General features: G+C 39.2%; 26 protein-coding genes, 1 tRNA gene, 1 pseudogene and 1 riboswitch. Of the genes and pseudogenes, 23 read left to right on the forward strand and 5 right to left on the reverse strand.

Annotated features, from left to right (window positions below):
* Nucleotides 1-32: 32 nt before the first annotated feature.
* Nucleotides 33-1,256 carry a peptidase T gene (gene pepT / locus HT711_RS01515; RefSeq protein ID WP_173249705.1) on the reverse strand — a complete coding sequence of 408 codons (1,224 nt, stop codon included), beginning with the start codon at nt 1,254-1,256 and terminating at the stop codon, nt 33-35.
* Between the two features lie 154 nt (nt 1,257-1,410).
* Here pepT and hemH point away from each other — a divergent pair, with 154 nt between their 5' ends.
* Entirely contained in the window at nt 1,411-2,505 is a 1,095-nt protein-coding gene (hemH, locus tag HT711_RS01520) for a ferrochelatase (protein WP_173233987.1), read from the forward strand.
* A 40-nt stretch (nt 2,506-2,545) separates the two neighbouring features.
* Here the strand turns inward: hemH and mscL are convergent, their stop codons facing one another.
* The gene (gene mscL, locus HT711_RS01525) at nt 2,546-2,923 is read right to left on the reverse strand and encodes a large conductance mechanosensitive channel protein MscL (RefSeq protein ID WP_000916792.1); all 378 of its coding nucleotides are present in this window, start codon (nt 2,921-2,923) and stop codon (nt 2,546-2,548) included.
* Nucleotides 2,924-3,004: 81 nt separating this feature from the next.
* Nucleotides 3,005-3,436: a GtrA family protein gene (locus tag HT711_RS01530; protein ID WP_173233989.1), complete on the reverse strand. Its 432-nt coding sequence runs from the start codon at nt 3,434-3,436 to the stop codon at nt 3,005-3,007.
* A 28-nt stretch (nt 3,437-3,464) separates the two neighbouring features.
* Nucleotides 3,465-3,561: riboswitch (PreQ1 riboswitch) on the forward strand.
* Between HT711_RS01530 and HT711_RS01535 the strand changes: the two genes are divergently transcribed.
* The 4 genes from HT711_RS01535 (at nt 3,559) to dapA (ending at nt 6,662) form a co-directional block, all read left to right on the forward strand.
* Nucleotides 3,559-4,068, forward strand: a complete 510-nt coding sequence (locus HT711_RS01535; protein WP_000737071.1) for a QueT transporter family protein — start codon at nt 3,559-3,561, stop codon at nt 4,066-4,068. Its footprint overlaps the riboswitch before it by 3 nt.
* Nucleotides 4,069-4,167: 99 nt before the next feature.
* Nucleotides 4,168-4,240: transfer RNA gene (locus tag HT711_RS01540), tRNA-Thr, on the forward strand.
* Nucleotides 4,241-4,594: 354 nt separating this feature from the next.
* Nucleotides 4,595-5,671, forward strand: coding sequence for an aspartate-semialdehyde dehydrogenase (locus HT711_RS01545; RefSeq protein ID WP_119947698.1), 1,077 nt, complete (start codon nt 4,595-4,597; stop codon nt 5,669-5,671).
* A gap of 55 nt (nt 5,672-5,726) precedes the next feature.
* Nucleotides 5,727-6,662 (forward strand): 4-hydroxy-tetrahydrodipicolinate synthase, encoded by a 936-nt coding sequence (dapA, locus tag HT711_RS01550; RefSeq protein ID WP_173233991.1) that lies wholly within the window; start codon nt 5,727-5,729, stop codon nt 6,660-6,662.
* A 46-nt stretch (nt 6,663-6,708) separates the two neighbouring features.
* On the opposite strand, the gene mnmE is transcribed toward dapA, so the two are convergent.
* Both mnmE and HT711_RS01560 read right to left on the reverse strand, forming a co-directional pair.
* Nucleotides 6,709-8,082 carry a tRNA uridine-5-carboxymethylaminomethyl(34) synthesis GTPase MnmE gene (gene mnmE / locus HT711_RS01555; RefSeq protein WP_173233993.1) on the reverse strand — a complete coding sequence of 458 codons (1,374 nt, stop codon included), beginning with the start codon at nt 8,080-8,082 and terminating at the stop codon, nt 6,709-6,711.
* Between the two features lie 137 nt (nt 8,083-8,219).
* A complete protein-coding gene (locus HT711_RS01560; protein WP_001117401.1) occupies nt 8,220-8,402 on the reverse strand; it encodes a 4-oxalocrotonate tautomerase in 183 nt (60 codons plus the stop codon).
* 122 nt (nt 8,403-8,524) lie between these two features.
* On the opposite strand from HT711_RS01560, the gene HT711_RS01565 reads away from it, so the two are divergent.
* From HT711_RS01565 to HT711_RS01650, 18 genes and pseudogenes are all read left to right on the forward strand, one after another.
* Nucleotides 8,525-9,115 (forward strand): thymidine kinase, encoded by a 591-nt coding sequence (locus HT711_RS01565; RefSeq protein ID WP_173233995.1) that lies wholly within the window; start codon nt 8,525-8,527, stop codon nt 9,113-9,115.
* Complete coding sequence (gene prfA / locus HT711_RS01570) at nt 9,112-10,191, forward strand: peptide chain release factor 1 (protein WP_173233997.1); 1,080 nt, start codon at nt 9,112-9,114, stop codon at nt 10,189-10,191. Before HT711_RS01565 ends, prfA begins: the two co-directional genes overlap by 4 nt.
* Nucleotides 10,191-11,027 carry a peptide chain release factor N(5)-glutamine methyltransferase gene (gene prmC, locus HT711_RS01575; RefSeq protein ID WP_173233999.1) on the forward strand — a complete coding sequence of 279 codons (837 nt, stop codon included), beginning with the start codon at nt 10,191-10,193 and terminating at the stop codon, nt 11,025-11,027. The genes prfA and prmC overlap by 1 nt, the downstream gene beginning before the upstream one ends.
* Nucleotides 11,011-11,613 carry an L-threonylcarbamoyladenylate synthase gene (locus HT711_RS01580; protein WP_173234001.1) on the forward strand — a complete coding sequence of 201 codons (603 nt, stop codon included), beginning with the start codon at nt 11,011-11,013 and terminating at the stop codon, nt 11,611-11,613. The genes prmC and HT711_RS01580 overlap by 17 nt, the downstream gene beginning before the upstream one ends.
* A 1-nt stretch (nt 11,614) precedes the next feature.
* On the forward strand, nt 11,615-12,046 hold the full coding sequence (locus HT711_RS01585; RefSeq protein WP_173234003.1) for a GNAT family N-acetyltransferase: 432 nt from the start codon (nt 11,615-11,617) through the stop codon (nt 12,044-12,046).
* A 60-nt stretch (nt 12,047-12,106) separates the two neighbouring features.
* A complete protein-coding gene (glyA, locus tag HT711_RS01590) occupies nt 12,107-13,363 on the forward strand; it encodes a serine hydroxymethyltransferase (protein WP_173249706.1) in 1,257 nt (418 codons plus the stop codon).
* A gap of 7 nt (nt 13,364-13,370) precedes the next feature.
* Nucleotides 13,371-14,345, forward strand: a complete 975-nt coding sequence (locus HT711_RS01595; RefSeq protein WP_173249707.1) for a nucleoid-associated protein — start codon at nt 13,371-13,373, stop codon at nt 14,343-14,345.
* The gene (gene pmp23 / locus HT711_RS01600; RefSeq protein ID WP_173249708.1) at nt 14,345-14,959 is read left to right on the forward strand and encodes a cell wall hydrolase Pmp23; all 615 of its coding nucleotides are present in this window, start codon (nt 14,345-14,347) and stop codon (nt 14,957-14,959) included. Before HT711_RS01595 ends, pmp23 begins: the two co-directional genes overlap by 1 nt.
* Before the next feature lie 73 nt (nt 14,960-15,032).
* Entirely contained in the window at nt 15,033-16,007 is a 975-nt protein-coding gene (locus HT711_RS01605; RefSeq protein ID WP_042751122.1) for a DUF1002 domain-containing protein, read from the forward strand.
* Between the two features lie 73 nt (nt 16,008-16,080).
* A complete protein-coding gene (gene rlmD, locus HT711_RS01610) occupies nt 16,081-17,436 on the forward strand; it encodes a 23S rRNA (uracil(1939)-C(5))-methyltransferase RlmD (RefSeq protein WP_173218356.1) in 1,356 nt (451 codons plus the stop codon).
* A gap of 528 nt (nt 17,437-17,964) precedes the next feature.
* Complete coding sequence (locus HT711_RS01615) at nt 17,965-18,687, forward strand: MurR/RpiR family transcriptional regulator (protein WP_173218358.1); 723 nt, start codon at nt 17,965-17,967, stop codon at nt 18,685-18,687.
* An 8-nt stretch (nt 18,688-18,695) separates the two neighbouring features.
* Nucleotides 18,696-19,448 (forward strand): MurR/RpiR family transcriptional regulator, encoded by a 753-nt coding sequence (locus HT711_RS01620; protein WP_023932686.1) that lies wholly within the window; start codon nt 18,696-18,698, stop codon nt 19,446-19,448.
* A gap of 148 nt (nt 19,449-19,596) precedes the next feature.
* Nucleotides 19,597-21,027 carry a 6-phospho-beta-glucosidase gene (locus HT711_RS01625; RefSeq protein ID WP_173218360.1) on the forward strand — a complete coding sequence of 477 codons (1,431 nt, stop codon included), beginning with the start codon at nt 19,597-19,599 and terminating at the stop codon, nt 21,025-21,027.
* Nucleotides 21,028-21,039: 12 nt separating this feature from the next.
* Nucleotides 21,040-21,342 (forward strand): PTS sugar transporter subunit IIB, encoded by a 303-nt coding sequence (locus HT711_RS01630; protein ID WP_001020606.1) that lies wholly within the window; start codon nt 21,040-21,042, stop codon nt 21,340-21,342.
* A 10-nt stretch (nt 21,343-21,352) separates the two neighbouring features.
* Nucleotides 21,353-22,666: a PTS sugar transporter subunit IIC gene (locus HT711_RS01635; RefSeq protein ID WP_173234012.1), complete on the forward strand. Its 1,314-nt coding sequence runs from the start codon at nt 21,353-21,355 to the stop codon at nt 22,664-22,666.
* 13 nt (nt 22,667-22,679) lie between these two features.
* Nucleotides 22,680-23,000 carry a PTS lactose/cellobiose transporter subunit IIA gene (locus HT711_RS01640; RefSeq protein ID WP_173218364.1) on the forward strand — a complete coding sequence of 107 codons (321 nt, stop codon included), beginning with the start codon at nt 22,680-22,682 and terminating at the stop codon, nt 22,998-23,000.
* An 8-nt stretch (nt 23,001-23,008) separates the two neighbouring features.
* Nucleotides 23,009-24,457, forward strand: a pseudogene (gtfA, locus tag HT711_RS01645) (sucrose phosphorylase).
* Between the two features lie 261 nt (nt 24,458-24,718).
* A complete protein-coding gene (locus HT711_RS01650) occupies nt 24,719-25,462 on the forward strand; it encodes a CPBP family intramembrane glutamic endopeptidase (RefSeq protein WP_050971353.1) in 744 nt (247 codons plus the stop codon).
* Nucleotides 25,463-25,746: the final 284 nt, after the last annotated feature.

The raw sequence follows: 25,746 nt of genomic DNA on the forward strand, positions 1-25,746 counted from the left end.
GAAAGGCGAAGTAGCTGAGCTACCTCGTCTTTTTAGCCTTTATAAGCTACGATACCAATGATTGTATCAACTGCACGTTCCATAGTCTGAAGGCTAACGTATTCAAAACGTCCGTGCATATTCTCGCCGCCAGCAAAGATATTAGGGGTTGGGATTCCCATAAAGGAAATCTTAGAGCCGTCTGTTCCTCCACGAATTGGTTCGATAATAGACGTGATACCCAGATCTTCCATAACGGCTTTAGCAATGGTAATTGGAGTCATATCTTTTTCAATGACTTCTTTCATATTGTAGTACTGATCTGTCAAGTTTAGGGTGACACGGTCGCTACCAAGTTCTTGATTCATCTGATCAGCGATAGACTGCATAGCTGCTTTACGCGCTTCAAAGGCATCTTTTTCAAAATCACGAATAATGTAGCTTGCACGCGCCTCCTCGACACTACCTGTCACATCCATTAGATGGTAAAAACCTTGGTAACCATCCGTTAACTCAGGTCGGTCATTTTCTGGAAGTTGATTGTGAAAATCAATTGCTAGCTGAAGGGCGTTGACCATTTGCCCTTTGGCAGTACCAGGGTGGACATTACGGCCTTGGAAATGCAATTCAGCCCCCGCTGCTGAAAAGGTCTCGTACTGAAGCTCACCTAGTGGGCCACCATCAACAGTGTAAGCAAAATCAACATCAAAATCTTCTGCATCAAATTTATTAGCACCAACACCGATTTCCTCATCTGGACCAAAACCAACACGAATTTCACAGTGCTTGATTTCAGGATGAGCAGTTAGATATTCAATGGCTGTCATAATTTCAGCAATACCAGACTTGTCATCAGCCCCCAGCAAGGTTGTTCCGTCGGTTGTGATGAGCGTTTGTCCTGGATATTTCTCAAGACTCTTGAAGTCGGCTGGATCCAGTTTAAAACCAGAATTTCCAAGTTCAATCACACCACCATCGTAGTTTTCAATTACCTGTGGATTGACTCCTTCAGCATTAAAATCAGCAGTATCCATGTGCGATATAAAACCAATCTTACGTGTTAAAGATGGATCATTGGCTGGCAAGGTCCCAATTGCAAAACCATTTGGTAGATAATAAACATTTTGTAATCCAACACGTTTCATTTCAGGGATAAGAACATTGGTTGCAAAGTCAACCTGACTCTGTGTACTTGGAGTAGTAGTAGAGTGTTCATTAGAGCGCGTGTTGACCTTAACGTAGGTTAGGAAGCGATCCAAGAGATTGGGATAAGTCATAAAAAAACTCCTTTTGAATTCATTTTTTCCATTGTATCATAGAAAAGAGAGAAAAACAAAAGACAGAAGTTAGGGAAATTCGCTATGTTGGCGTTTACTTATTAATGGATAAATGATAAAATAAACTTGATAAAAATATCACAAGGAAGCGATTATGAAAAAAGCAATTTTAATGATGACTTTCGGTTCGCCAGAAGAGATTACCTTTGAAGGTGTGGCTGATTTTTTCACAAATATTCGTCGTGGAGTGAGACCTCAAGACCACGAGATTCAAACTCTCTATGATAATTATGTAAGAATTGGAGGCACTCCTCTGCAAAGAATTACGCGTGAAGAGGTTGCCTTGGTAGAAGCTAGATTGGGAAATGAATATAGTGTCTATTTTGCCAATAAATTTTCCAGACCCTTTATTCCAGATGTGATTGGTCAGATGGAAGCAGACGGTATTGAACAGTGTATTTGCTTGATTTTGGAGCCTCATTATTCTTTTTACTCTGTCATGGGTTATGAGAAATTTTTAGAAAGCAAACAAATTCAATTTTTAGTTATTAAGGATTGGTATCAAGAAGAAGCGCTCTTAAACTATTGGGCTGATGAAATTGCTAAGATTTTAAAAGAAGAAGTAAAGCAGGATAGCTTTAAAGTCATCTTTTCAGCCCACAGTGTGCCCATTTTTGCCTTGGATTTTGGCGATCCCTATATCGATCAAATTTTTGAAAATAGCAAGCTAGTCGCTGAAAAACTAGGCTTGAGTTCAGAACAATATACCAATACTTGGCAGAGTGAGAGTGATATCGGTATTCCATGGATTAAGCCAGATGTTTTGGAGTATCTCAGAGAACAGACAGAACATCCAGACCATTATATTTTTGTTCCTATCAGCTTCATTAGCGAGCATATTGAAGTCTTGTTTGACAATGATGTGGAATGTTATGACTTATGTCAGGAATTGGGTGTGACCTACCATCGTCCACCAATGCCAAATACGGATTCTCGTTTAATTGATGCCTTGGTCAATACAGTCAGAGCCAATGAACATCAAGAGTTTAAGGAATTTCTCCCAGAAGAAGAAACCTTTGATGAGTTAGTGCCTTCAGATGAGACTAAAAATATCTTAGCCGAATCTCAAGATTTACAAATGCCAGAATTTGTGAAAAAATTGATTGAGAAAAAAGGTCGGGAGAATGTCAAGATGCCTTATCTTATCAAGAAAATGCTTGAAAAAGCAGGCAAGTTACCCAAAGAGTAAAGAGAAAGGATTTAGCTTTGCGCTAGATCCTTTTAAACGATTATTTTTTCTCAAGGAGAGCTTTGATTTCCTGAAGTACTTCCAATTCGGTTGGTTTTTTTTCGTCAGTTTTTTCTTCCTTTATACCAGTCAGTTTCTGTGCTTTTTCAATACCCTTGATAATAAAGAAGAGGGCGGTACCGACAAAGATAAAATTGATAATAGCACTTAAAAAGTTACCATAGCCGACTCCATGCCAAGACAGTTGAGCGATACGTTCGACTTTAGCAGCTTTCAAAGCGGGATTTAAAATAAGAGGAGTGATAATGTCGTTTACAAGTGAAGTAACGATAGCACCAAAAGCAGAGGCAATGACAACACCGACAGCAAGGTCAATAACATTTCCTCGAAGCAAGAATGATTTTAGATTTTTTAACATATTGTTTTCCTTTCAACGTTTCGTGTTTCATTGTATCCTAAATCATTATAGAAGGCAATTAAAAGGCTCATAAATGGAGCATTATTTTCTAAAAATATAGATCTTGCTCAAGATATAATTGATGATAATAATGAGTATTTGTGCAATTATTGTTTCAATAGTATTTATCTTATCAATGTCTTCATTTACAAATTGCCCTATGATATGAGGGAATTGAGTCACAAACAGAAAAGTAAATAGTAAATCTAACAGAAAAGTAGAAAGGCGAGCAAGAGAAAATTTCACTAAACGAATAAGCCGATTCTTCCTTGCTTGCTTAAATACAATCGTATCATTTGTGATAAAGGCAAAGAGGATACCAATAATATTTGCTAGGGCAGTAGCAAGGAGTTCCTGATGAGTTAGCTGATAAATGACTAGTCGTGAGAGAATCGAAACTAGAGTTGTTGCAAGGCCAAAAAAGAGATAGGCTAAGATTTCATTGTTAAAAAAATTTTGAATAGGTTTTTTCATGCTTTAAGTATAGCATAAAGCAGGCTATTGTGCTATACTAGTAAGGTTGATTGAGTCAACCCTTGGTGCTTAGCTTCTTTCACCAAGCATATTACACGCGGATAACCGCCAAAGGAGAAAAGATGAAAAAATTAACTATTCGTGATGTTGCAGATATTGCAATCGTCGCTGCTATCTATGTCGTTTTGACTGTCACACCGCCTCTAAATGCCATTAGCTATGGTGCTTATCAGTTCCGTATTTCAGAAATGATGAACTTTATGGCTTTTTACAATCCCAAGTACATCATCGGAGTTACTATCGGTTGTATGATTGCTAATTTCTTTAGCTTCGGACTGCTAGATGTCTTTGTTGGTGGTGGTTCAACCTTAGTATTCCTCAGTTTAGGTGTTTGGCTTTTTGCAAAATACAGCAAGGATTACCTCTTTAACGGATTGATTCGAAAAGATCATTTCTTCTTCTCAATCCTCTTTTCAATTTCCATGTTTACCATCGCTGCAGAGTTAAATATTGTAGCAGAATTACCATTCTTCCTTACTTGGTTTACAACAGGGATCGGTGAATTTGCCTCATTGATTATTGGAGCGATTATTATCGGTAAAATTGGTCGTCGAATCGATTTAAGCAAATAGAAGAAGACAAGCTAGGTAGCCTTTACCTGGCTTTTTCTTATAGAAAATTTCTAAGGAAACTTGACAAGCTTTTCTGATTATAGTATACTTTTCAAGTAAGCTGATTTAGCTCAGTTGGCAGAGCGCATCCATGGTAAGGATGAGGTCGCCGGTTCAATCCCGGCAATTAGCATGATAGAAACAAAATGACCTTGGGAGATCAAGGTTTTTCTTATCGACCTGTATAAATGAAGTTAAGGCGTTTTGGCTGTTGACAAAAGTCATTCTCTTTAGTAGAATAGAAGATGCGATGAGTCGATAGGTAGTCTTTGGACTACTATTGAGCATAAGGAGGTCATAACGCAGGAGCGGACCTTGATGAGTTGTGTGAACCTGCTCATCACATGAAGATGCCTCTTAGTCCCTAGTCTAGCGATTGGGGATTTTTATTTTCCAAAAAATGATGAAAAAGCTTTGCAATTCATGGAAAAAGTAGTATAATACTTCTATTATAGAAATTTTTAGAAAATTCCGAAAGAGGTTATGTATGGGATATACAGTTGCTGTAGTCGGCGCGACAGGTGCTGTCGGTGCTCAGATGATAAAAATGTTGGAAGAATCAACACTTCCAATCGATAAAATTCGTTTACTTGCTTCTGCACGTTCAGCAGGCAAGACTTTGAAATTTAAAGACCAAGACATTACGATTGAAGAAACGATTGAAACAGCTTTTGAAGGAGTTGACATTGCTCTCTTTTCAGCAGGCGGTTCTACATCAGCTAAGTATGCACCATACGCAGTTAAAGCTGGCGCGGTAGTAGTAGATAACACATCTTACTTCCGTCAAAATCCAGATGTTCCTTTGGTTGTTCCAGAGGTCAATGCTCATGCACTTGATGCCCACAACGGGATTATTGCTTGCCCTAACTGTTCAACAATCCAAATGATGGTAGCTCTTGAGCCAGTTCGCCAAAAATGGGGCTTGGACCGTATCATTGTTTCAACTTACCAAGCAGTTTCAGGTGCTGGTATGGGAGCGATTCTTGAAACACAACGTGAACTTCGTGAAGTCTTGAATGATGGGGTGAAACCACGTGATTTGCATGCGGAAATCTTGCCTTCAGGCGGTGACAAGAAACATTATCCTATCGCCTTCAATGCTCTTCCACAAATCGATGTCTTCACTGACAATGATTACACATACGAAGAGATGAAGATGACCAAGGAAACTAAGAAAATCATGGAAGATGATAGCATTGCAGTATCGGCAACATGTGTCCGTATTCCAGTCTTGTCAGCTCACTCTGAGTCTGTTTACATCGAAACAAAAGAAGTGGCTCCAATAGAAGAAGTCAAAGCAGCTATCGCAGCCTTCCCAGGCGCTGTTCTTGAAGATGATGTAGCTCATCAAATCTATCCGCAAGCCATCAATGCAGTAGGTTCACGTGATACCTTTGTTGGTCGTATCCGTAAAGACTTGGATGCTGAAAAAGGAATTCACATGTGGGTTGTTTCAGACAACCTTCTCAAAGGTGCTGCTTGGAACTCAGTTCAGATTGCTGAAACTCTCCACGAACGTGGATTGGTTCGTCCAACTGCCAAATTGAAATTTGAATTAAAATAGTCATATCGTTTAGGAGTTCAGATGAACTCCTTCTTTGAAATAGAGAGGTGTTTTCATGTCTTATCAAGATTTAAAAGAGTGTAAAATCATCACGGCCTTTATTACTCCCTTCCACGAGGATGGTTCCATCAACTTTGATGCTATTCCAGCCTTGATTGAGCATTTATTGGCCCATCATACAGATGGTATTCTTCTCGCAGGAACGACTGCTGAGAGTCCAACTTTGACCCACGATGAGGAGTTGGAACTCTTTGCGGCTGTACAAAAGATTGTCAATGGACGTGTCCCTTTGATTGCGGGTGTAGGTACCAATGATACGCGAGACTCGATCGAGTTTGTCAAAGAAGTAGCGGAATTTGGCGGTTTTGCTGCTGGTCTTGCTATTGTTCCTTACTACAACAAACCTTCTCAAGAAGGAATGTATCAGCACTTTAAGGCTATTGCAGATGCATCAGATTTGCCTATTATCATCTATAACATTCCAGGGCGTGTGGTTGTTGAATTAACTCCAGAAACCATGCTTCGTTTGGCTGACCATCCAAATATCATTGGTGTCAAAGAATGTACTAGCTTGGCCAATATGGCTTACTTGATTGAGCATAAGCCAGAAGAGTTCTTGGTCTATACTGGTGAGGATGGAGATGCTTTCCATGCCATGAACCTTGGTGCGGATGGGGTTATTTCTGTTGTATCCCATACAAATGGGGATGAAATGCACGAGATGTTTACTGCCATTGCGGAAAGCGATATGAAAAAAGCAGCGGCTATTCAGCGTAAATTCATTCCTAAAGTCAATGCCCTCTTCTCTTATCCAAGTCCTGCTCCTGTTAAGGCCGTTCTTAACTATATGGGATTTGAAGCTGGACCAACTCGATTACCTCTAGTTCCAGCACCAGAAGAAGATGCCAAACGTATTATCAAGGTTGTCGTAGATGGCGACTACGAAGCGACCAAGGCAACTGTAACAGGTGTCTTAAGACCAGATTACTAATAAAGATAATAAAATCCATGACCGTAAGAACGATCATGGATTTTTCTTATTTTCCTAAACAGAATTGGCTAAAGAGTTGGGTAATGAGTTCATCAGGAGCAGCATCCCCAGTGATTTCTCCGAGGATTTCCCAAGTTCGAGTCAAATCAACTTGAAGCAAGTCAACTGGCATACCTAGTTCAAGACCTTGGTTAACAGCTTGTAGGCTTTCAACGGCCTTCTCAATCAAGGAAATGTGACGGGCATTTGACAAGTAAGTAGCGTCTTGCTCAACCAAACCAGCATTTTCGAAGAAGAGGTTGTTGATTCTCTCTTCAATCTTATCGATATTTTGGTTTTTAAGAACTGAAATACGGATAACATCTTCAGGTAGTTCCGAAGTTTCAATCGCTTCAGGCAGGTCGGTTTTATTAAGAAGTATAATGCGGTTTGTATCTTGGCTAATATCAAGAAGTTGGCGATCTTGGGCTGTCAGCAGTTCACTAGCATTTAACACTAGTAGTACTAGGTCAGCTTCCTTGAGGGCTTTTTTCGAACGCTCAACACCTATTTGTTCCACAATGTCATCCGTTTCACGGATACCTGCTGTATCAATCAATTTGAGAGGAACACCATTGATGTTGACGTATTCTTCGATGACATCACGTGTGGTACCAGCAATGTCTGTAACGATAGCCTTGTCCTCACGTAAGAGGTTGTTGAGGAGGCTGGATTTTCCAACGTTCGGGCGTCCGATGATGGCAGTGGAAATTCCTTCACGAAGGATTTTACCACGGCGGGCTGTTCTAAGGAGATTGGTTAGTAATTGTTCAAACTCCATTGTCTTCTCTCGGACAACTGCAGTAGTAGCTTCCTCAACATCGTCATATTCAGGATAGTCGATATTAACCTCAACTTGGGCAAGTGTGTTGAGGATTTCTTGCCGGGTATTGTTAATCAGGTCAGAAAGGGAGCCGTCTAATTGCTTAACTGCAATGTTCATAGCCTTGTCAGTCTTAGCACGGATGATATCCATCACTGCCTCAGCCTGTGTCAAGTCTACGCGACCGTTTAAAAAGGCACGTTTAGTAAATTCACCAGGCTCAGCCAATCGAGCTCCTTCACGGATAGCTAGTTGGAGAATTTCATTGGTCACGGCAATCCCACCGTGAGTGTTAATCTCGATAATATCTTCACGAGTGAAGGTTTTTGGAGATTTCATGGCTCCAACCATGACTTCGTCCATGACTTTTCCTGTCTGAGGGTCAACGATGTGACCGTAGTTGAGAGTGTGGCTGGCAACCTTGTTCAAGTCTTTTCCTTTAAAAATCTTTTGCGCAATAGCAAAACTTTCTGTTCCGCTCAGGCGGACAATACCAATAGCCCCTTCACCTAGTGGAGTAGAGATAGCAGCGATGGTATCAAATTCACGTGTAATCATAATGTTTCCTTTAATTAATAGCTCTTTTCTTGGAAATTTTTCCAAGTCTCTTTTCAAATTGTAACAAATTTAGGCTATTTCTTCAATGGATGTTACTTGGAGATTGAAAAAGCCTAAGCAATTCTGCTTAAGCTAACTTATTTGGTGCGCATTTCCCCTTGTGGGAAGTAAGTTCCTTCTGGCATGTCGTTGATGATGACATGGACAGCAGATTGAGGGGCTCCAGTGTTACGGACAACCGCTTCCGTTACTTCCTTAGCAAGAGCTTTCTTTTGCTCGAGCGTGCGTCCTTCAAATAAATCGATGCGTACAAATGGCATAATGGCTTCCTCCACTAGTTTTGATTTCTTCTATTTTACCACATTTTGCCATTTAAAGCTTAAGAAAATTATGATATACTAGAATGTAGCAAAAATTTAGAAATGGACGTGAAGCAAGAAACATGGCACAGTTGTATTATCGTTATGGGACCATGAACTCTGGTAAGACGATTGAGATTCTCAAGGTGGCCTATAACTATGAGGAGCAAGGAAAAGGTGTTGTGATTATGACCTCAGCTCTTGATACTCGTGACGGTGTTGGCTATGTGTCGAGTCGTATTGGCATGAAACGCCCTGCCATTGCGATTGAAGAAACGACGGATATCTTTGGATTTATCCGAGACCTACCAGAAACACCTTACTGTGTGTTGGTCGATGAAGCCCAGTTTCTCAAACGTCATCATGTTTATGATCTAGCTCGTGTTGTTGATGAGTTAGACATACCCGTCATGGCTTTTGGCTTGAAAAATGACTTTCGTAATGAATTGTTCGAAGGTTCCAAGTATCTCTTGCTTTTAGCAGACAAGATTGACGAAATCAAGACCATCTGTCAGTATTGCAAGAAAAAGGCGACCATGGTGTTGCGTACACAGGATGGACTGCCCGTTTACGATGGAGAACAGATCCAGATTGGTGGTAATGAAACCTATATCTCGGTTTGCCGTAAACATTATTTTGCCCCTGAAATCAATAAGGAGAATGAAGAAAAATGAACATCTATGATCAACTACAAGCTGTAGAAGACCGTTATGAAGAATTAGGAGAATTGCTGAGTGACCCGGATGTGGTCTCTGACACCAAACGTTTTATGGAGCTTTCAAAAGAAGAAGCTTCAACTCGTGATACCGTAACAGCCTACCGTGAGTACAAACAAGTCCTTCAAAACATCGTTGATGCTGAAGAGATGATTAAGGAATCAGGTGGAGATGCGGACTTGGAAGAAATGGCCAAGCAAGAGCTCAAAGATGCCAAGGCTGAAAAAGAAGAATACGAAGAAAAATTGAAAATCTTGCTCCTTCCAAAGGATCCAAACGATGACAAGAATATCATCCTTGAAATCCGTGGAGCAGCTGGTGGAGACGAAGCGGCACTTTTCGCTGGAGATTTGCTAACCATGTATCAAAAGTATGCGGAAGCCCAAGGTTGGCGCTTTGAAGTCATGGAAGCCTCTATGAATGGTGTCGGTGGTTTTAAAGAAGTGGTTGCTATGGTTTCTGGTCAGTCGGTTTACTCTAAACTCAAGTACGAATCAGGTGCCCACCGTGTGCAACGTGTCCCTGTGACAGAAAGTCAAGGTCGTGTTCATACTTCGACAGCGACAGTTCTTGTCATGCCTGAAGTTGAAGAGATTGAATACGACATTGATCCAAAAGACCTTCGTGTCGACATCTATCACGCCTCTGGTGCTGGTGGACAGAACGTCAACAAGGTTGCGACTGCCGTTCGTATCGTTCACTTGCCAACCAATATCAAGGTCGAAATGCAGGAAGAACGTACTCAGCAGAAGAACCGTGAGAAGGCCATGAAAATCATCCGTGCGCGTGTTGCTGACCACTTTGCACAAATTGCTCAGGATGAACAAGACGCTGAGCGTAAGTCAACAATCGGTACTGGTGACCGTTCAGAACGGATTCGTACTTATAATTTCCCACAAAACCGTGTTACAGATCACCGTATCGGCTTAACCCTCCAAAAACTAGATACGATTTTATCTGGTAAATTGGACGAAGTTGTGGACGCCTTGGTGCTTTATGACCAAACACAAAAATTAGAAGAATTAAACAAATAATGAAATTAGCTCAATTATTTTCAGATTTTGAAGAAGAGTTGATAAGACAAGGAGAGGAAGCTGAAAGCCTCTCTTTTGTCTATCGTAGCCTGAAAAATCTATCTTTTACGGACTTTGTTTTTGCCCTCCAGAAAGAGGTAACAGAAGAAGCAGAACAATTTGTAAAAGGAATTTTCCAACAGTTGGCAGCTCATAAACCTGCCCAGTACATCATTGGACAGGCAGATTTTTATGGAATGCAGTTAAAAGTGGATGAGCGAGTATTGATCCCTCGTCCAGAAACAGAGGAGTTGGTGGAGCTTATCCTGGCTGAAAATCCTGAGAGGAATCTTTCTGTTCTGGATATTGGAACAGGTAGTGGAGCTATTGCTCTCGCTCTAGCAAAAAATAGACCAGATTGGTCAGTGACAGCAGCAGATATTTCCCAAAATGCTTTAGATTTAGCTAACGAAAATGCTAAAAATCAAAATCTTCAAATATTTTTAAAAAAATCTGACTGTTTTACAGAAATTTCTGAAAAATATGATATAATTGTTTCCAATCCACCCTATATCTCTCGTGAAGATGAGTCAGAGGTCGGCCTGAATGTTTTGCATTCGGAGCCTCATCTAGCTCTCTTTGCAGACGAGGATGGCCTAGCTATTTACCGTAGAATTGCGGAAGATGCAACAGACTATCTCAAAGACGGTGGCAAGATTTACCTTGAAATTGGATACAAGCAAGGTCAAAGTGTTCCTGAACTTTTTAGGAAACATCTTACTGAAAAGCGAGTACGAACACTCAAGGACCAATTTGGTCAAGATAGGATGGTCGTGGTTGATGATGGACAGGATTAAACAAGAGTTGGAAAATGGTGGAGCTGTCGTTTTACCTACAGAGACAGTTTACGGTCTTTTTGCTAAGGCCTTAGATGAAAAAGCAGTTAATCATGTATACCAGCTCAAACGTCGTCCTAGAGATAAGGCCCTCAATCTCAATATCGCCTCTCTCGAGGACATCTTGCACTTTTCTAAGAATCAGCCAACTTATCTACAAAAACTTGTAGAGACCTTTTTACCAGGTCCCTTGACCATTATTCTCGAAGCCAATGACCGAGTTCCCTATTGGGTCAATTCTGGTCTCGCGACTGTTGGATTTCGAATTCCCAGTCATCCCATCACGCTTGATTTGATTCGAAAGACAGGTCCCTTGATTGGGCCGTCTGCCAATATCTCAGGTCAGGCAAGTGGAGTAACCTTTGAACAAATTCTGAAGGATTTTGACCAAGAGGTTCTGGGTCTGGAAGACGATGCTTTTCTAACTGGACAAGATTCGACTATTATAGATTTGTCTGGAGACAAGGTGAAAATCTTACGCCAAGGGGCCATTAAGCGAGAAGATATTCTTGCTCGGTTGCCAGAGATTTCTTTGGAGGAGGCATGAAATGCTAAGAAATTTAATAGAAACTGATGTGAAAGCTATTTGTGACATCAACCAAGATGCTTTGGGTTATTCTTTTAGTCAAGAGGATACAGCTAGTCAACTAGCTAGATTATCTCAGGATTCCCATCATTTCCTTCTTGGCTATGAGGATGAAGCTAGTCATGCGTTGCTTGGATATGTCCACGCTGAGGTCTATGAATCACTTTATTCTAAAGCAGGATTTAATATTTTATCCTTAGCAGTTTCACCTCAAGCGCAAGATCAAGGTATTGGTAAAAGCTTACTGCAAGGGTTGGATCAAGAAGCAAAAAGACGTGGTTATGGGTTTATCCGTTTAAACTCTGCCGATCATCGTCTGGGTGCTCATGCATTTTATGAAAAAGTTGGTTATACTTGTGATAAAATGCAGAAACGGTTTATTCGCATCTTTTAGTTTATTTTCTTATTGTAAAATCAAACTAATGGACTAGTCACACAATAAAGGAGAAGACCTATGATTTTTGACAAAGATGATTTTAAAGTATACGATGCTGATCTCTGGAATGCTATTGCCAAAGAAGAAGAACGCCAACAGAATAATATCGAGTTGATTGCTTCGGAAAACGTAGTTTCCAAGGCTGTTATGGCAGCTCAAGGGTCTATCTTGACAAACAAATATGCCGAGGGTTACCCAGGACACCGTTATTATGGTGGAACAGATGTAGTAGATGTGGTAGAATCTCTAGCTATTGAACGCGCAAAAGAAATTTTCGGTGCTAAATTCGCCAATGTCCAACCTCACTCAGGAAGCCAAGCCAATTGTGCGGCTTACATGGCCTTGATTGAGTCAGGTGATACCGTTATGGGGATGGATTTGGCAGCAGGTGGACACTTGACCCACGGAGCTCCTGTTAGTTTTTCTGGTCAAACCTACAACTTTGTTTCTTATAGTGTAGATCCTGAAACGGAACTCTTGGATTTTGATGCTATCTTGAAACAAGCCCAAGAAGTAAAACCAAAACTGATTGTAGCAGGTGCTTCAGCATATTCTCAAATTATCGACTTTTCAAAATTCCGTGAAATTGCAGATGCCGTTGGTGCTAAGCTCATGGTAGATATGGCTCATATCGCTGGTTTGGTTGCTGCTGGTCTACATCCAAGCCCAGTACCATACGCTCATATCACTACAACAACGACCCACAAAACCCTTCGTGGACCACGTGGTGGTTTGATTTTGACCAATGATGAAGACTTAGCTAAGAAAATCAATTCAGCTATTTTCCCTGGTATTCAGGGCGGCCCTTTGGAGCATGTTGTAGCAGCTAAAGCTGTTTCTTTCAAAGAAGTATTAGATCCAGCCTTCAAGGAATATGCTGCTAATGTTATCAAGAACAGCAAGGCTATGGCAGATGTTTTCTTGCAAGACACTGATTTCCGTATCATTTCTGGCGGGACTGAAAATCACCTCTTCCTAGTGGATGTGACTAAAGTTGTAGAAAACGGAAAAGTTGCCCAAAACTTGCTGGATGAAGTCAATATTACCCTAAATAAAAACTCAATCCCTTACGAAACCTTGTCACCATTCAAGACAAGTGGTATTCGTATCGGAGCAGCAGCCATTACTGCACGTGGATTTGGTGAAGAAGAAAGTCGCAAAGTGGCTGAACTCATCATTAAAACCCTTAAGAATGCAGAAAATGAAGCTGTCTTAGAAGAAGTGAGAAGTGAAGTCAAAGTGTTGACAGACGCCTTCCCATTATACGAGGACTAAAACTTTTATGGACATTTATATTAAGAAAGCCATTATTCACCAGTTCAGTCCGGCTGATACCGAGCTGTTCCTAGCGGATAAGTTTCTCAATATTACTCCAAAAATCGAAGAATACCTGCGTAGAAAAATTGAACGTGTGTATTCAGATGAAGCCAAGACTGGGATTTTCGAGGAAGAAAATCCCTTCTTCAATCATATCACAGACGATTTGTTGGAGACATCAGTAACACTGGCTAATCTCTGGAAAGAGGAGTTCAGCATTTCAGAAAATCTCAAGACCAATGACTTGATTTTTGTGCAATTTTCTAAAGAAGGTGTGGAACATTTCGCTTTCTTGAGAATTGCTCTGCGTGAGACCTTGACTCACCTCGGTGGAGAAGTTGATAATCCAATCAAGCTGACTCAGAATAACCTGCCTGGATTTGGAACGGGTGCTGACGAAGCCTTGGTGGTCAATCTTCAGAGTCGCAAGTATCATCTGATTGAAAAACGAATCAAGTACAACGGGGCTTTCTTGAACTATTTTTCAGAAAATCTTCTTGCCGTCGCCCCTAAGATTTCACCCAAGAAATCCATCAAGGAACTGGAAAAGACAGCCCAGAGAATTGCCGAATCTTTTAACACAGATGATTTTCAATTTCAATCCAAGGTCAAATCAGCTATTTTTAACAATCTGGAAGAAAGCAATGAATTATCGCCTGAGAAATTGGCTAACGACCTTTTTGATAACAACATGACAGCTCGTCTAAGCTTTATTGACCAAGTCAAAGAAGCAGTACCAGAACCAGTTCAGTTTGATGAAATTGATGCCAGTCGTCAGCTTAAAAAATTTGAAAACCAAAAACTTTCCTTGTCAAATGGAATTGAGCTCATCGTTCCCAATAACGTCTATCAAGACGCCGAGTCTGTTGAGTTTATCCAAAATGATAATGGAACCTACTCTATCTTAATCAAAAATATCGAGGATATTCAAAGTAAATAATGTTTAAACGAATTCGAAGAGTGCTTGTACTAGCAGTCTTCCTTTTTGCTGGATATAAAGCTTACCGCATTCACCAAGATGTTAAGCAAGTTATGACCTATCAACCCATGGTGCGAGAAATCTTGAGTGAAAAAGATACCCCAGCAAACGAAGAGCTTGTGCTCGCTATGATTTATACCGAAACAAAAGGAAAAGAAGGCGATGTTATGCAGTCTAGTGAGTCTGCAAGTGGTTCCACCAACACCATCAATGATAATGCTTCTAGCATTCGACAAGGTGTGCAAACTCTGACAGACAATCTCTATCTGGCCCAGAAGAAGGGGGTAGATGTCTGGACAGCTGTTCAAGCCTATAATTTTGGACCTGCCTATATCGATTTTATCGCCCAAAATGGCAAGGAAAATACCTTGGCTCTGGCCAAACAGTACTCTCGTGAGACTGTTGCTCCCTTGCTTGGCAATACCACTGGAAAGACTTATAGTTATATTCACCCCATTTCCGTTTTTCACGGTGCAGAACTTTATGTAAATGGAGGAAACTATTATTATTCTAGACAGGTGCAACTCAACCTTTACATCATCAAATGTTTCACTCTCTTTTCGACATCTGGCTAGCCCAGGTGTTTTTGTTATAAGTTTTCTTTAAGATAGATATATTACTCTAGAAAGGTAAAGGAGGAAAATCCCTATGAGAAAGAAACTCTTTCTGACCAGTGCTGCGGTCTTGTGGGCAGTAACAGCTATGAATAGCGCCCATGCAGCAACAGATGTTCAAAAAGTCATCGATGAAACCTATGTTCAACCTGAATATGTCCTAGGTTCTTCATTGTCTGAAGATCAAAAAAATCAAACTCTAAAAAAACTAGGCTACAATGCCTCAACAGATACTAAAGAACTCAAGACTATGACACCTGATGTCTATTCTAAAATCATGAATGTGGCCAATGACTCTAGCTTACAATTGTATTCATCAGCCAAGATTCAAAAGCTAGGTGACAAATCACCACTTGAGGTAAAGATTGAAACACCAGAAAACATTACTAAGGTGACGCAGGATATGTACCGCAATGCAGCCGTAACTTTAGGAGTGGAACACGCCAAAATCACTGTAGCAGCCCCTATTCCCGTTACAGGAGAAAGTGCTTTAGCAGGGATTTATTATTCGCTAGAAGCTAATGGAGCCAAGGTGCCGCAGGCCAATAAAGATTTGGCTCAAGAAGAGCTAAAGGCTTTGTCAGATATCAATGCTGAAAATAAGGACAAATCAGGCTATGATGCTAATAAATTAAACGTTGCCCTAGCCGATATCAAGTCAGGACTCGCCAAAGCTAAAGAAAGCAAGGGAAATCTGACAGAGGAAGATGTCCGTAAAATTGTTGAAGATACCTTGAAAAATTACAAACTTGATCAGGTTATAACAGGAAACCAAATCAATATCATCATCAATTTTGCTTTGAATCTCTCAAAGAGTGATATCCTCAGCAATGCAGATTTCACTAAAACCCTAAATGACCTTAAACAAAGTATTGTTTCACAAGCTGGCGACAGTTTTAAAAATATCAACCTTAATTTTGATGCGGATAAGGCGCTAGAGGACGGTGGGAACTTCTTAAGCTCCCTCTGGCAAGCCATTGTCAACTTCTTCAAGAGTTTTGGTTCTTAAGAAAAATCATGGTATAATAGATGGTAACCGTAACGTTGCCGTCTTTTTTGTCGGCCAATAGAAAGAGAAGAGAATGTTAAAGAAAAATGATATTGTAGAAGTTGAAATTGTTGACTTGACCCATGAAGGTGCAGGAGTGGCCAAGGTGGATGGTTTGGTCTTTTTTGTAGAGAATGCTTTACCGAGTGAAAAAATTCTCATGCGTGTCCTCAAGGTCAATAAAAAGATTGGCTTTGGAAAAGTTGAAAAATACCTTGTCCAGTCACCACACCGTAATCAAGATCTAGATTTGGCTTACCTGCGTTCAGGAATCGCGGATTTAGGACACCTTTCTTATCCAGAACAGCTCAAGTTTAAAACTAAGCAAGTCAAGGACAGTCTATACAAGATTGCTGGAATTACTGATATAGAGGTTGCTGAAACTTTGGGTATGAAAAATCCAGTCAAGTACCGCAACAAGGCACAGGTGCCTGTTCGTCGTGTTAATGGTGTCTTGGAAACTGGATTTTTCCGTAAGAATTCGCATGACCTCATGCCTCTAGAAGATTTCTTTATCCAAGATCCTGTGATTGACGAGCTAGTAGTAGCCCTACGTGACTTGCTCCGCCGTTATGATTTGAAACCTTATGATGAAAAGGAACAAGCTGGCTTGATTCGTAATCTTGTGGTGCGTCGCGGACACTATTCAGGGCAAATCATGGTTATTTTGGTGACAACTCGTCCAAAAGTTTTTCGTGTTGACCAATTGATTGAACAAGTTATCAAGCAGTTCCCAGAGATTGTGTCTGTCATGCAAAATATCAACGACCAGAATACCAATGCGATTTTTGGTAAGGAGTGGCGCACTCTTTATGGTCAAGACTATATTACGGACCAGATGTTGGGAAATGACTTCCAAATCGCTGGACCAGCCTTTTATCAGGTCAATACTGAAATGGCGGAGAAACTCTATCAAACAGCCATTGACTTTGCAGAGTTAAAAAAAGATGACGTGGTTATTGATGCTTATTCTGGTATTGGAACCATTGGTTTATCAGTCGCCAAGCATGTCAAAGAAGTCTACGGTGTTGAAGTCATTCCAGAAGCGGTTGAGAATAGTAAAAAAAATGCTCAGCTGAACAATATTTCAAACGCCCACTATGTCTGTGACACAGCTGAAAATGCTATGAAGAATTGGCTTAAAGATGGGATTCAACCAAGTCTTATCCTAGTGGACCCACCAAGAAAAGGTCTCACAGAAAGCTTTATCAAGGCAAGCGCTCAAACAGGAGCAGACCGCATCGCCTATATCTCATGCAATGTCGCAACCATGGCGCGTGATATCAAACTCTACCGAGAATTGGGATACGAGTTGAAGAAAGTCCAGCCGGTGGATCTTTTTCCTCAGACGCATCACGTGGAGTGTGTTGCTCTGCTCGTAAAAACCTAGAAACCTTTGAATGAAAGGGATAACGAAAAGCCTTGATTGCAAGGCTTTTTGTATTGGCGTGGGGAAGTATCAGAGTGAGAAAATTTTTGGAATGAATAGAAGTGATAGCTAGAAATTATCAGTTTCTATTTCCATTTACCCTGTGGGTACGTGTTTGTTTCCATTGACAAGGAGATTGTGGGAATAGAAACGTCCCCACCTTACATATCTCCAGAATGGGCGATTGAAATTGAGACAATTTAATAGAGATAAGCTCTTGTTATGTTTCTTTTAAGTCAATTAACTAACAATACTCAAAGTATGCTCAAAAATATGATATAATCTAGGACATAAGGCAATACTGTTTTAAAGTATTTTCTCTTAACCATGTCTCGTTAGACAAATCTGATTCGTCTGGTTTTCTAATAGATTTTAATGCTGACTTGGTTTTATAGCCTTATGCTCTCCATTATTTTAGTGTAGAACACTTTGGTTATTAGTTTTTTGTTACATTGTAAGCAAATCAATAGAGATAGAAAAAGGAATTATATGTTTAGTTATGAGGTTGTAGCAAGTTTTAACGACTTAGAAAATGCTATTTATACAACTATTTTAGAAAATGAAAATATATCCTCTATGACAATCAAGGAATTGTCCCAACTTGCACATGTATCAGTTGGAACCGTACAACGATTTTGCAAGCATCTAGGATTTGATGGATATAGCCATTTTAAGATTGCTTATAAAGAATATTTAAAAAATGAGCAAATTATTTTAAACAATCAAGACAATCATTCTTTGAAGCTATTCATTGATTATACTGAGCAAGATACTTTTTTACAGCTGATTATGGAGGCTGTGGCAATCTTAAAGAAAGTTGAACAGATTGTTTTTGTCGGAATTGGTTCCTCTGGAACTTTAGGTCGATATGGAGCGCGCTATTTTTCAAATATTGGCAAATTTAGTATGTGTATTGAAGATCCTTGGCAACCAGTGCTACAAAACAGTATGGAAAAAACTTGTGTCATTGCCTTATCCGAATCTGGTGAGACTTCTCAAACATTGAAAATTGTACAAAAATTAAAGGAAAAAGGTTGTCCAGTTATTGCCATCACAAATACATTGGAATCAACATTGTCAAGGCTATCTGATTGCTCCATAACCTATCATGTTCCTCAATTATTTTTAAATGGGTTTAATATTACGACGCAGGTACCTGTTATTCTCATTATTGAAATGTTAATGAAACAACTATATACTACAAAAGCATAAGGGTGTCTATGAATTTATTTGATTATCATAAAGTAAAAGGGCTAAATAATAGTGAATTAAGCGTGTATAATTTTATATTGCAACATAGAGATAAAGTTGCTACGATGACTATCAGAGAGCTATCGACATCTATAAATCTATCGACAACAACCATCATTCGTTTTGCGAAAAAGATGGGATTTGATAGCTACAATGATTTAAAATATGCCTTGTCAAGGTCGGAAGATAAGGAAAATAAACATCGTCACTACTTTCCTATTGATATTCCAGCAATACAATTTTTACAGACTAGTGTCCAAGATGAAGCTTTAAAAAAACAACTATCAGAGATAGCAGACTTGATCGTTCAAGCCAAACAAGTTATCTTTTTAGGGGTGGGTACTAGTCTAAGTTTGGCAGAATATGGCTCATATCTTTTTTCTGGAATCGGTATTCTTAGCTTTGCTATTACTAACCCATTTTATTCTCTGAAATTGCATCATTCTAATTTGGAGGATGTTTTGGTTATTGCTCTAAGTGTCAGCGGTGAGACAGAAGAAGTTCTAACTCTGGTACAGGGATTCAAAGAAAGAAATGCTAAGATTGTTAGTCTGACAAATACAGATATTTCCACTTTATCACAGCTATCGGATATAAATTTATCCTACTTTATGCCAGTTGCCTACGCAGATTCCTCGCTACGTTCCACTAATTTGACCACTCAGATTCCAGTTGTCTATTTTTTAGAATCCTTACGTTACCAAGTTTATTTAAAAAAATAGGAGTGAAAACTCTTGTTTTTTTTATGTAACAAATATTGTTCGACTGTACATTTATTTTCTATCTCAATATCTATTGTCAGCAGATACAGTATGTTATAAAATAGACTTGTTCATAGCGCTAGTACAAAATACAGAAAGGATTGGTAAAATGGCAAAAATACCAGAAGGCTTTTTATGGGGTGGGGCAGTTGCTGCTCACCAAATTGAAGGAGGATATGATAAAGGTGGAAAAGGCATTTCGATAGCCGATGTGATGACGGTTGGAAGTGCTAGCCACTCTCGACAGATTACTGATGGCGTCTTACCTGACGAATATTATCCGAATCATGATGCAATAGATTTTTACAGAACCTATAAGGACGATATACAATTATTCGCTGAGATGGGATTTAAGTGTTTTCGAACTTCGATTGCCTGGACTCGTATCTTCCCAAATGGAGATGAAGAAGAACCTAACGAAGAAGGGTTGAAATTTTATGATGATTTATTTGATCAGCTGCTAGCTCGTCAAATTGAACCGGTCATCACACTCAGTCACTTTGAAATGCCCTATCATCTAGTTACTAAGTATGGTGCTTGGCGTAATCGCAAGTTGATTGATTTCTTTGTTCGTTTTGCGGAAGTCGTCATGGAACGATATAAGGACAAAGTTAAGTATTGGATGACCTTTAACGAGATCAATAATCAAGGTGCAATTAATGTTCCTTGGTGCTCATGGACTAATTCTGGTGTCATTTATCAAGAAGATGAAAATCCAGTTGAGGTACTACAGCAGGTTATCCATTATCAGTCAGTGGCTTCTGCAAAAGTTGTACAATTGGGTCGGAAAATCAATAAAAATTTCAAAATTGGTTGTATGCTGGCAATGGTACCATTTTATCCGAATACATGTGATACAAAAGATATACTTGCTAGCCAGAAGGCAATGGAGCATCGTTTATTTCACTATGGAGATCTTCATGTTTTTGGAGAGCGTCCTTACTATATCGAGGCCTTTTGTCGAAAAAATAATATCAAACTGGATATTTTACCAGAAGATCTAGAAACTCTAAAAGAAGGTTGTGTAGATTATATTGGCTTGAGTTACTATATGAGTGATACAGTGACTGCTACAGCATCTGAGGAAACAGAAGAACTTTTCAAAGATGTTTATACTAAGAAAAATCCCTATATTGAATCAAGCGATTGGAGTTGGCAGATTGATCCTGAGGGATTACGCTATAGCTTAAATCTTTTATACGATCGCTATCATTGTCCGCTTTTTATAGTTGAAAATGGATTCGGTGCTTATGATAAGGTAGAGCCTGATGGAATCCATGATTCTTACCGCATTGATTACCTCAAACAACACATTGAACAAATGATGTTAGCGATTGAAGAAGATGGCGTAAATGTCATTGGTTATACCCCTTGGGGCTGTATCGATATTGTTAGTGCTGGTACAGGTGAAATGGAGAAGCGTTATGGCTTTATCTATGTCGATAAGAATAATAATGGCGAAGGAACTTTGCAACGAATGAAGAAAGATTCCTTTACATGGTATCAAAAAGTGATTACATCAAATGGAAACGAATTATAGGGAGTAATTAAAATGAATATTGGATTGTTTTGTGCAGCAGGTATGTCAACAAGTATTTTGGTTGAGCGAATGAAAGAAGCGGCTCAGAAAAAAGGGAAAGATGCAACAATTGCAGCTTATTCCATCAGTGAATTGGAACAAAGAGTTGGAGATATTGATGTGGCTCTATTAGGCCCACAGGTTGGTTTCCAACTTGAAAAAGCAAAAGAAATTTGTGCTTCTCACAATGTTCCTGTAGAAGTGATTGCAATGGCTGATTATGGCACTGCAAACGGTATGGCAGTTCTTAAACAAGCTTACATGATGAAAAAATAAGGAGAAGATGATGAAGGATAAACTGATTAAAAAGTTTGTTGATGGGATGATGGCCTTTGTCAATACCAAAGGTGTAACAGCGATAAAAGATGGTATTGTTTTCTCTATGCCATTGTTGATTGTTGGCTCCATCTTTCTTATCTTGGCCAATCTTCCAGTTCCAGCTCTAGCAACGATGTTAGAAACTAGTGGTATTACCCCTGTTCTCAATCAAGCAATTGGTGCAACCTTTAATATCAGTGCGATTGTAACAGTCATTGGGATTGCGTATACCTATGCTAAGCTAGAAAAACAGGAGCCGCTTGGGGCAGGTGTCATTGCCCTAGCAGTTTTCTTGCTAATCCAGCCTTCCAGTTTGATTTCTCAAAATGGGGATGTAGTTGGTAACATTATTCTGAAGGATTGGACTTCCGGGAAAGGGATGATTGGTGCCATTATCGTTGGTTTGATTGTAGGAGCAAGCTATTCTTGGTTTTTGAAGAAAAATATCAAAATCAAAATGCCAGATGGCGTACCAACTGGTGTAGCCAACGCATTTTCAGCCTTGATTCCTGCTACTGTTATCATCACAGCGGCAACGATCTTTGTCGGACTTGTTGAACAATTGTTTAAGGTCACAACGATTGAAGTGATTTATAATCTTATTCAAACACCAATGCAAGGCTTGACTGACTCATTGTTTGGTGCGGTGCTTATGTGTTTCCTTGTACCATTCTTATGGATGTTTGGGGTTCACGGCTCAACTGTAGTTGGTGGCATCATGAGTGGCTTGCTACAGGCGAATGCTTTGGAAAACCAAGCCATTTTAGATAAGGGCCTAGAATTAAATCTAGCCAATGGCGGTCATATTGTGACGATTCAATTTTTTGATCAATTTATCAATGTTACAGGTGCCGGGATTACGATTGGTTTGGTAGTTTACATGGTTGCATTTGCAAAATCAAAACAACTAAAAATTCTTGGACGTCTTGAAATGGTTCCAGCCATCTTTAATATCAATGAGCCGGTGCTCTTTGGTTTGCCGATTGTAATGAATACAGTTTTAGCAACTCCCTTTATATTAACGCCTATTTTATCTTGTATCATCCAGTATTCAGCGATTTATTTTGGACTGACACCTATGTATGGTGCCGTTCAAGTTCCGTGGACTTGTCCTCCAATTATTTCAGGATTTATCATCGGTGGTTGGAAAACAGCCTTGTTGCAAACACTTATTTTGGTTATGTCTTTCTTTGTTTATTATCCGTTTATTAAACAGATGGATAAACAAGCTTTACAAGCTGTAATACAAGAAACAAGCGATTTAGAAGATGAAGATTGGTAAGAGAGGTATTAAAATGGACGAAAAAGTACTCGAAGTGTGTTTTCAAATTATCACCTATGTAGGAACAGCAAAATCTATGTACATCAATGCTATTCAATTGGCTAAGCAGGGTGAATTCGAGCAGGCTAAAGATAGAATTAAACAAGGCGAAGAAGCATTTGTACAGGGACACAATGCTCACCACTCACTTTTGACAAAAGAAATGAATGGGGCATTAAGCCAAACAGGTCTACTTCTGATGCATGCTGAGGATCAGTTAATGAGTGCAGAAGGTTTTCGAACGATTGCTGAGGAATTTATAGCAGTCTATAAACGCTTTGAGGAAGGTAAATAGAGCAAGTTATGAAAGTAAAAAATCAAGCAATGTTAATTACCTATTCAGACAGTCTTGGAAAAAATCTGAAAGACTTGAAGTAGGTCTTAGAAGGCCCTTTGAAAGATGTGGTCGGTGGTGTCCACATTCTTCCCTTCTTTCCATCGTCAGGCGACCGCGGGTTTGCACCCATGAACTATACCAAGGTTGATGAGGCTTTTGGAGATTGGAGCGATATTGAGGCACTCAGTCAAGACTACTACCTCATGTTTGATTTCATGATTAACCATATCTCAGCCAAGTCGCCTTTTTCCTTGATTTCCTAGAAAAGAAAGATGAGTCTGCCTATGCGGATTTGTTTATCCGCTACAAAAACTTTTGGCCAAACAGTGGGCCGACTCAGGAAGATGTAGACCTGATTTACAAACGGAAGCCACGTGCTCCCTATCGCATTGCCAAGTTTGCTGATGGTAGTGAGGAAAAAGTTTGGTGTACCTTTGATGAGCAACAGATCGACCTCGATGTGACAACAGAAACAACTCGTCGCTTTATTCAGGAAAATCTGGAACAGCTGGCGGACCACGGAGCTTCCATTATTCGCTTGGATTCCTTTGCCTACGCCAATAAGAAAATCGGCACTAACTGTTTCTTTGTTGAACCAGATATTTGGGAAATGCTTCATTTTCCGCGTCAGCTATTGGCACCAAAAGGAGTGAAAATTCTTCCAGAAATTCATGAACATTACACCATTCAGCAAAAAATCGCTTAGCAAGACCACTATGTCTATGACTTTGCCCTTCCAATGCTGGTTCTTCATGCTCTTTATTCAGGTAATGTCAACCGTCTTGTTCACTGGATGGAAATCTGCCCTCGCAAGCAATTTACAACCTTGGACACGCACGATAGTATCGGAGTGGTCGATGTCAAGGACTTGCTAACAGATGTTGAAACAGAGGCGACAAGAGAAGCCCTCTATACCCAAGGAGCAAATGTCAAAAAGATTTACAGCTCAGAGGCCTACAACAATTTGGATATTTATAAGATAAATTGTACCTACTATTCAACTTTAGGAAATGATGACCAAGCCTATCTCTTGGCACGTGTGCTTCAATGTTTTGCACCAGGTATTCCGCAGATTTACTACGTTGGCTTGTTGTCAGGAGAAAATGATATCGAATTGCTCGAATCAACCAAAGAAGGCCGCAACATCAACCGTCACTATTATGATTTGGAAGAAATTGAGCGAGAAGTTCAACGCCCAGTTTGTCCAGTCCTTGTTCGATCTGCTCAAATTCCGTAATACCAGCGCAGCATTTGATGGAGAGTTTGCTGTTGATATGGAAGACGCTAATACTATCCACATCAGTTGGACCAATACCGATGCCAATACAGTGGCAGAATTAAGAGCTAATCTGAAAGATAAATCATTTGAAATTACAGAGAAAATAGATAGTGAAAGAACATCGATTTATCTATAATAGAATACAAAAGAGTGGTGGAAACGTTTGATTTCCTCACTCTTTTTGTTAGCTAGTTAGTAACAAAATAGTACTTAAACGTAAACTATGAATTATATTCTGTTGTGACGATAATTGTTCGAGAATATTTGTAATAAAAAAACAGGAACAGTCAATTAAACTGCTCCTATTTTTGTGATAGAATATAGGTAGTTATAACCGAGAGCAACTAAGAAGCAATAAAAATATTATTCATAAAATAATCAAGATTAGGAAGATAAAATGACAGAAATTGATAAAAGGAATTTAAAAAATTATCTTTATTGTACATTTGGAATTACTTATATAGCTTGGGGGATTCTTGCCATCTTTACGCAATCTCATATTTTGGGATTAGAAACATTTATAGGGAGAATGTTACATATAGTAGGTGCACTTGGTCCAGCTATTGCAAGTGGCTTTTATTTGAAAAGTAATAATATAAAATTTAAACATTTTGTATTTAATAAAAGAAAAAATAGTAGTATTTATTTCATTATTCATTTGTTAGCAATTTTGATACTATTTTCTGTATCTTCCTTAGAATTAAACGGAGTATCAATTTATCTGATGCCGCTATTCTTTATACAATTAATTTTTTTTGGTGGTGGACATGAAGAATTAAGATGGAGAGGTATATTACAACCGTTACTTGATAAAAAATATACTTATTGGCAATCTAATTTGATTGTAGGATCAATTTGGGGGATTTGGCATCTGCCTTTATGGTTTATAGTTGGAGAAAGCCATCAAGGATTTCCTTTTATTTTATTTTTTATATATACATTATTTTTAAGTTTTGTTTTAGGGCTTCTTTATCGTCAAACGAAATCTGTGGGGTACTGTCTATTATTTCATGCATTCGCAAATTTGTTAAATCTCTATTTTGTGTTAAAAATTAATCTTATTTTTATTATCATATTTATTACTTATTTAATTTATACAATATTGGCGAGTAATAGGATTAGTAAGGAAACAACATTTTAAAATTTAGATCAGTATATCCATTATTGAAGGTAACAATCGGTCTATCTAGATAATCGATGTTAAAGAATTTTCTGTTGTAATTTCAAGTGGAATGATGAATGTCGTTTCTTTTGCAACTGGCGAAAATCTTTCCGTTCCACAGTATCATTTTAAAATGATTTTCATTGCCTTTTGTTTATTAGTATAAAAGAAGAATATTAACACATGTTGAGTGTGTAAGTTTGTTAGTTAAACGAAGTTAATCTTCAAAATGTTCGGTGAACCTTTTGAGTCTGCCAATGGGA

Origin of the sequence: Streptococcus sp. 1032, assembly GCF_013277015.1 — a bacterium.
Classification (GTDB): Bacteria; Bacillota; Bacilli; order Lactobacillales; family Streptococcaceae; genus Streptococcus.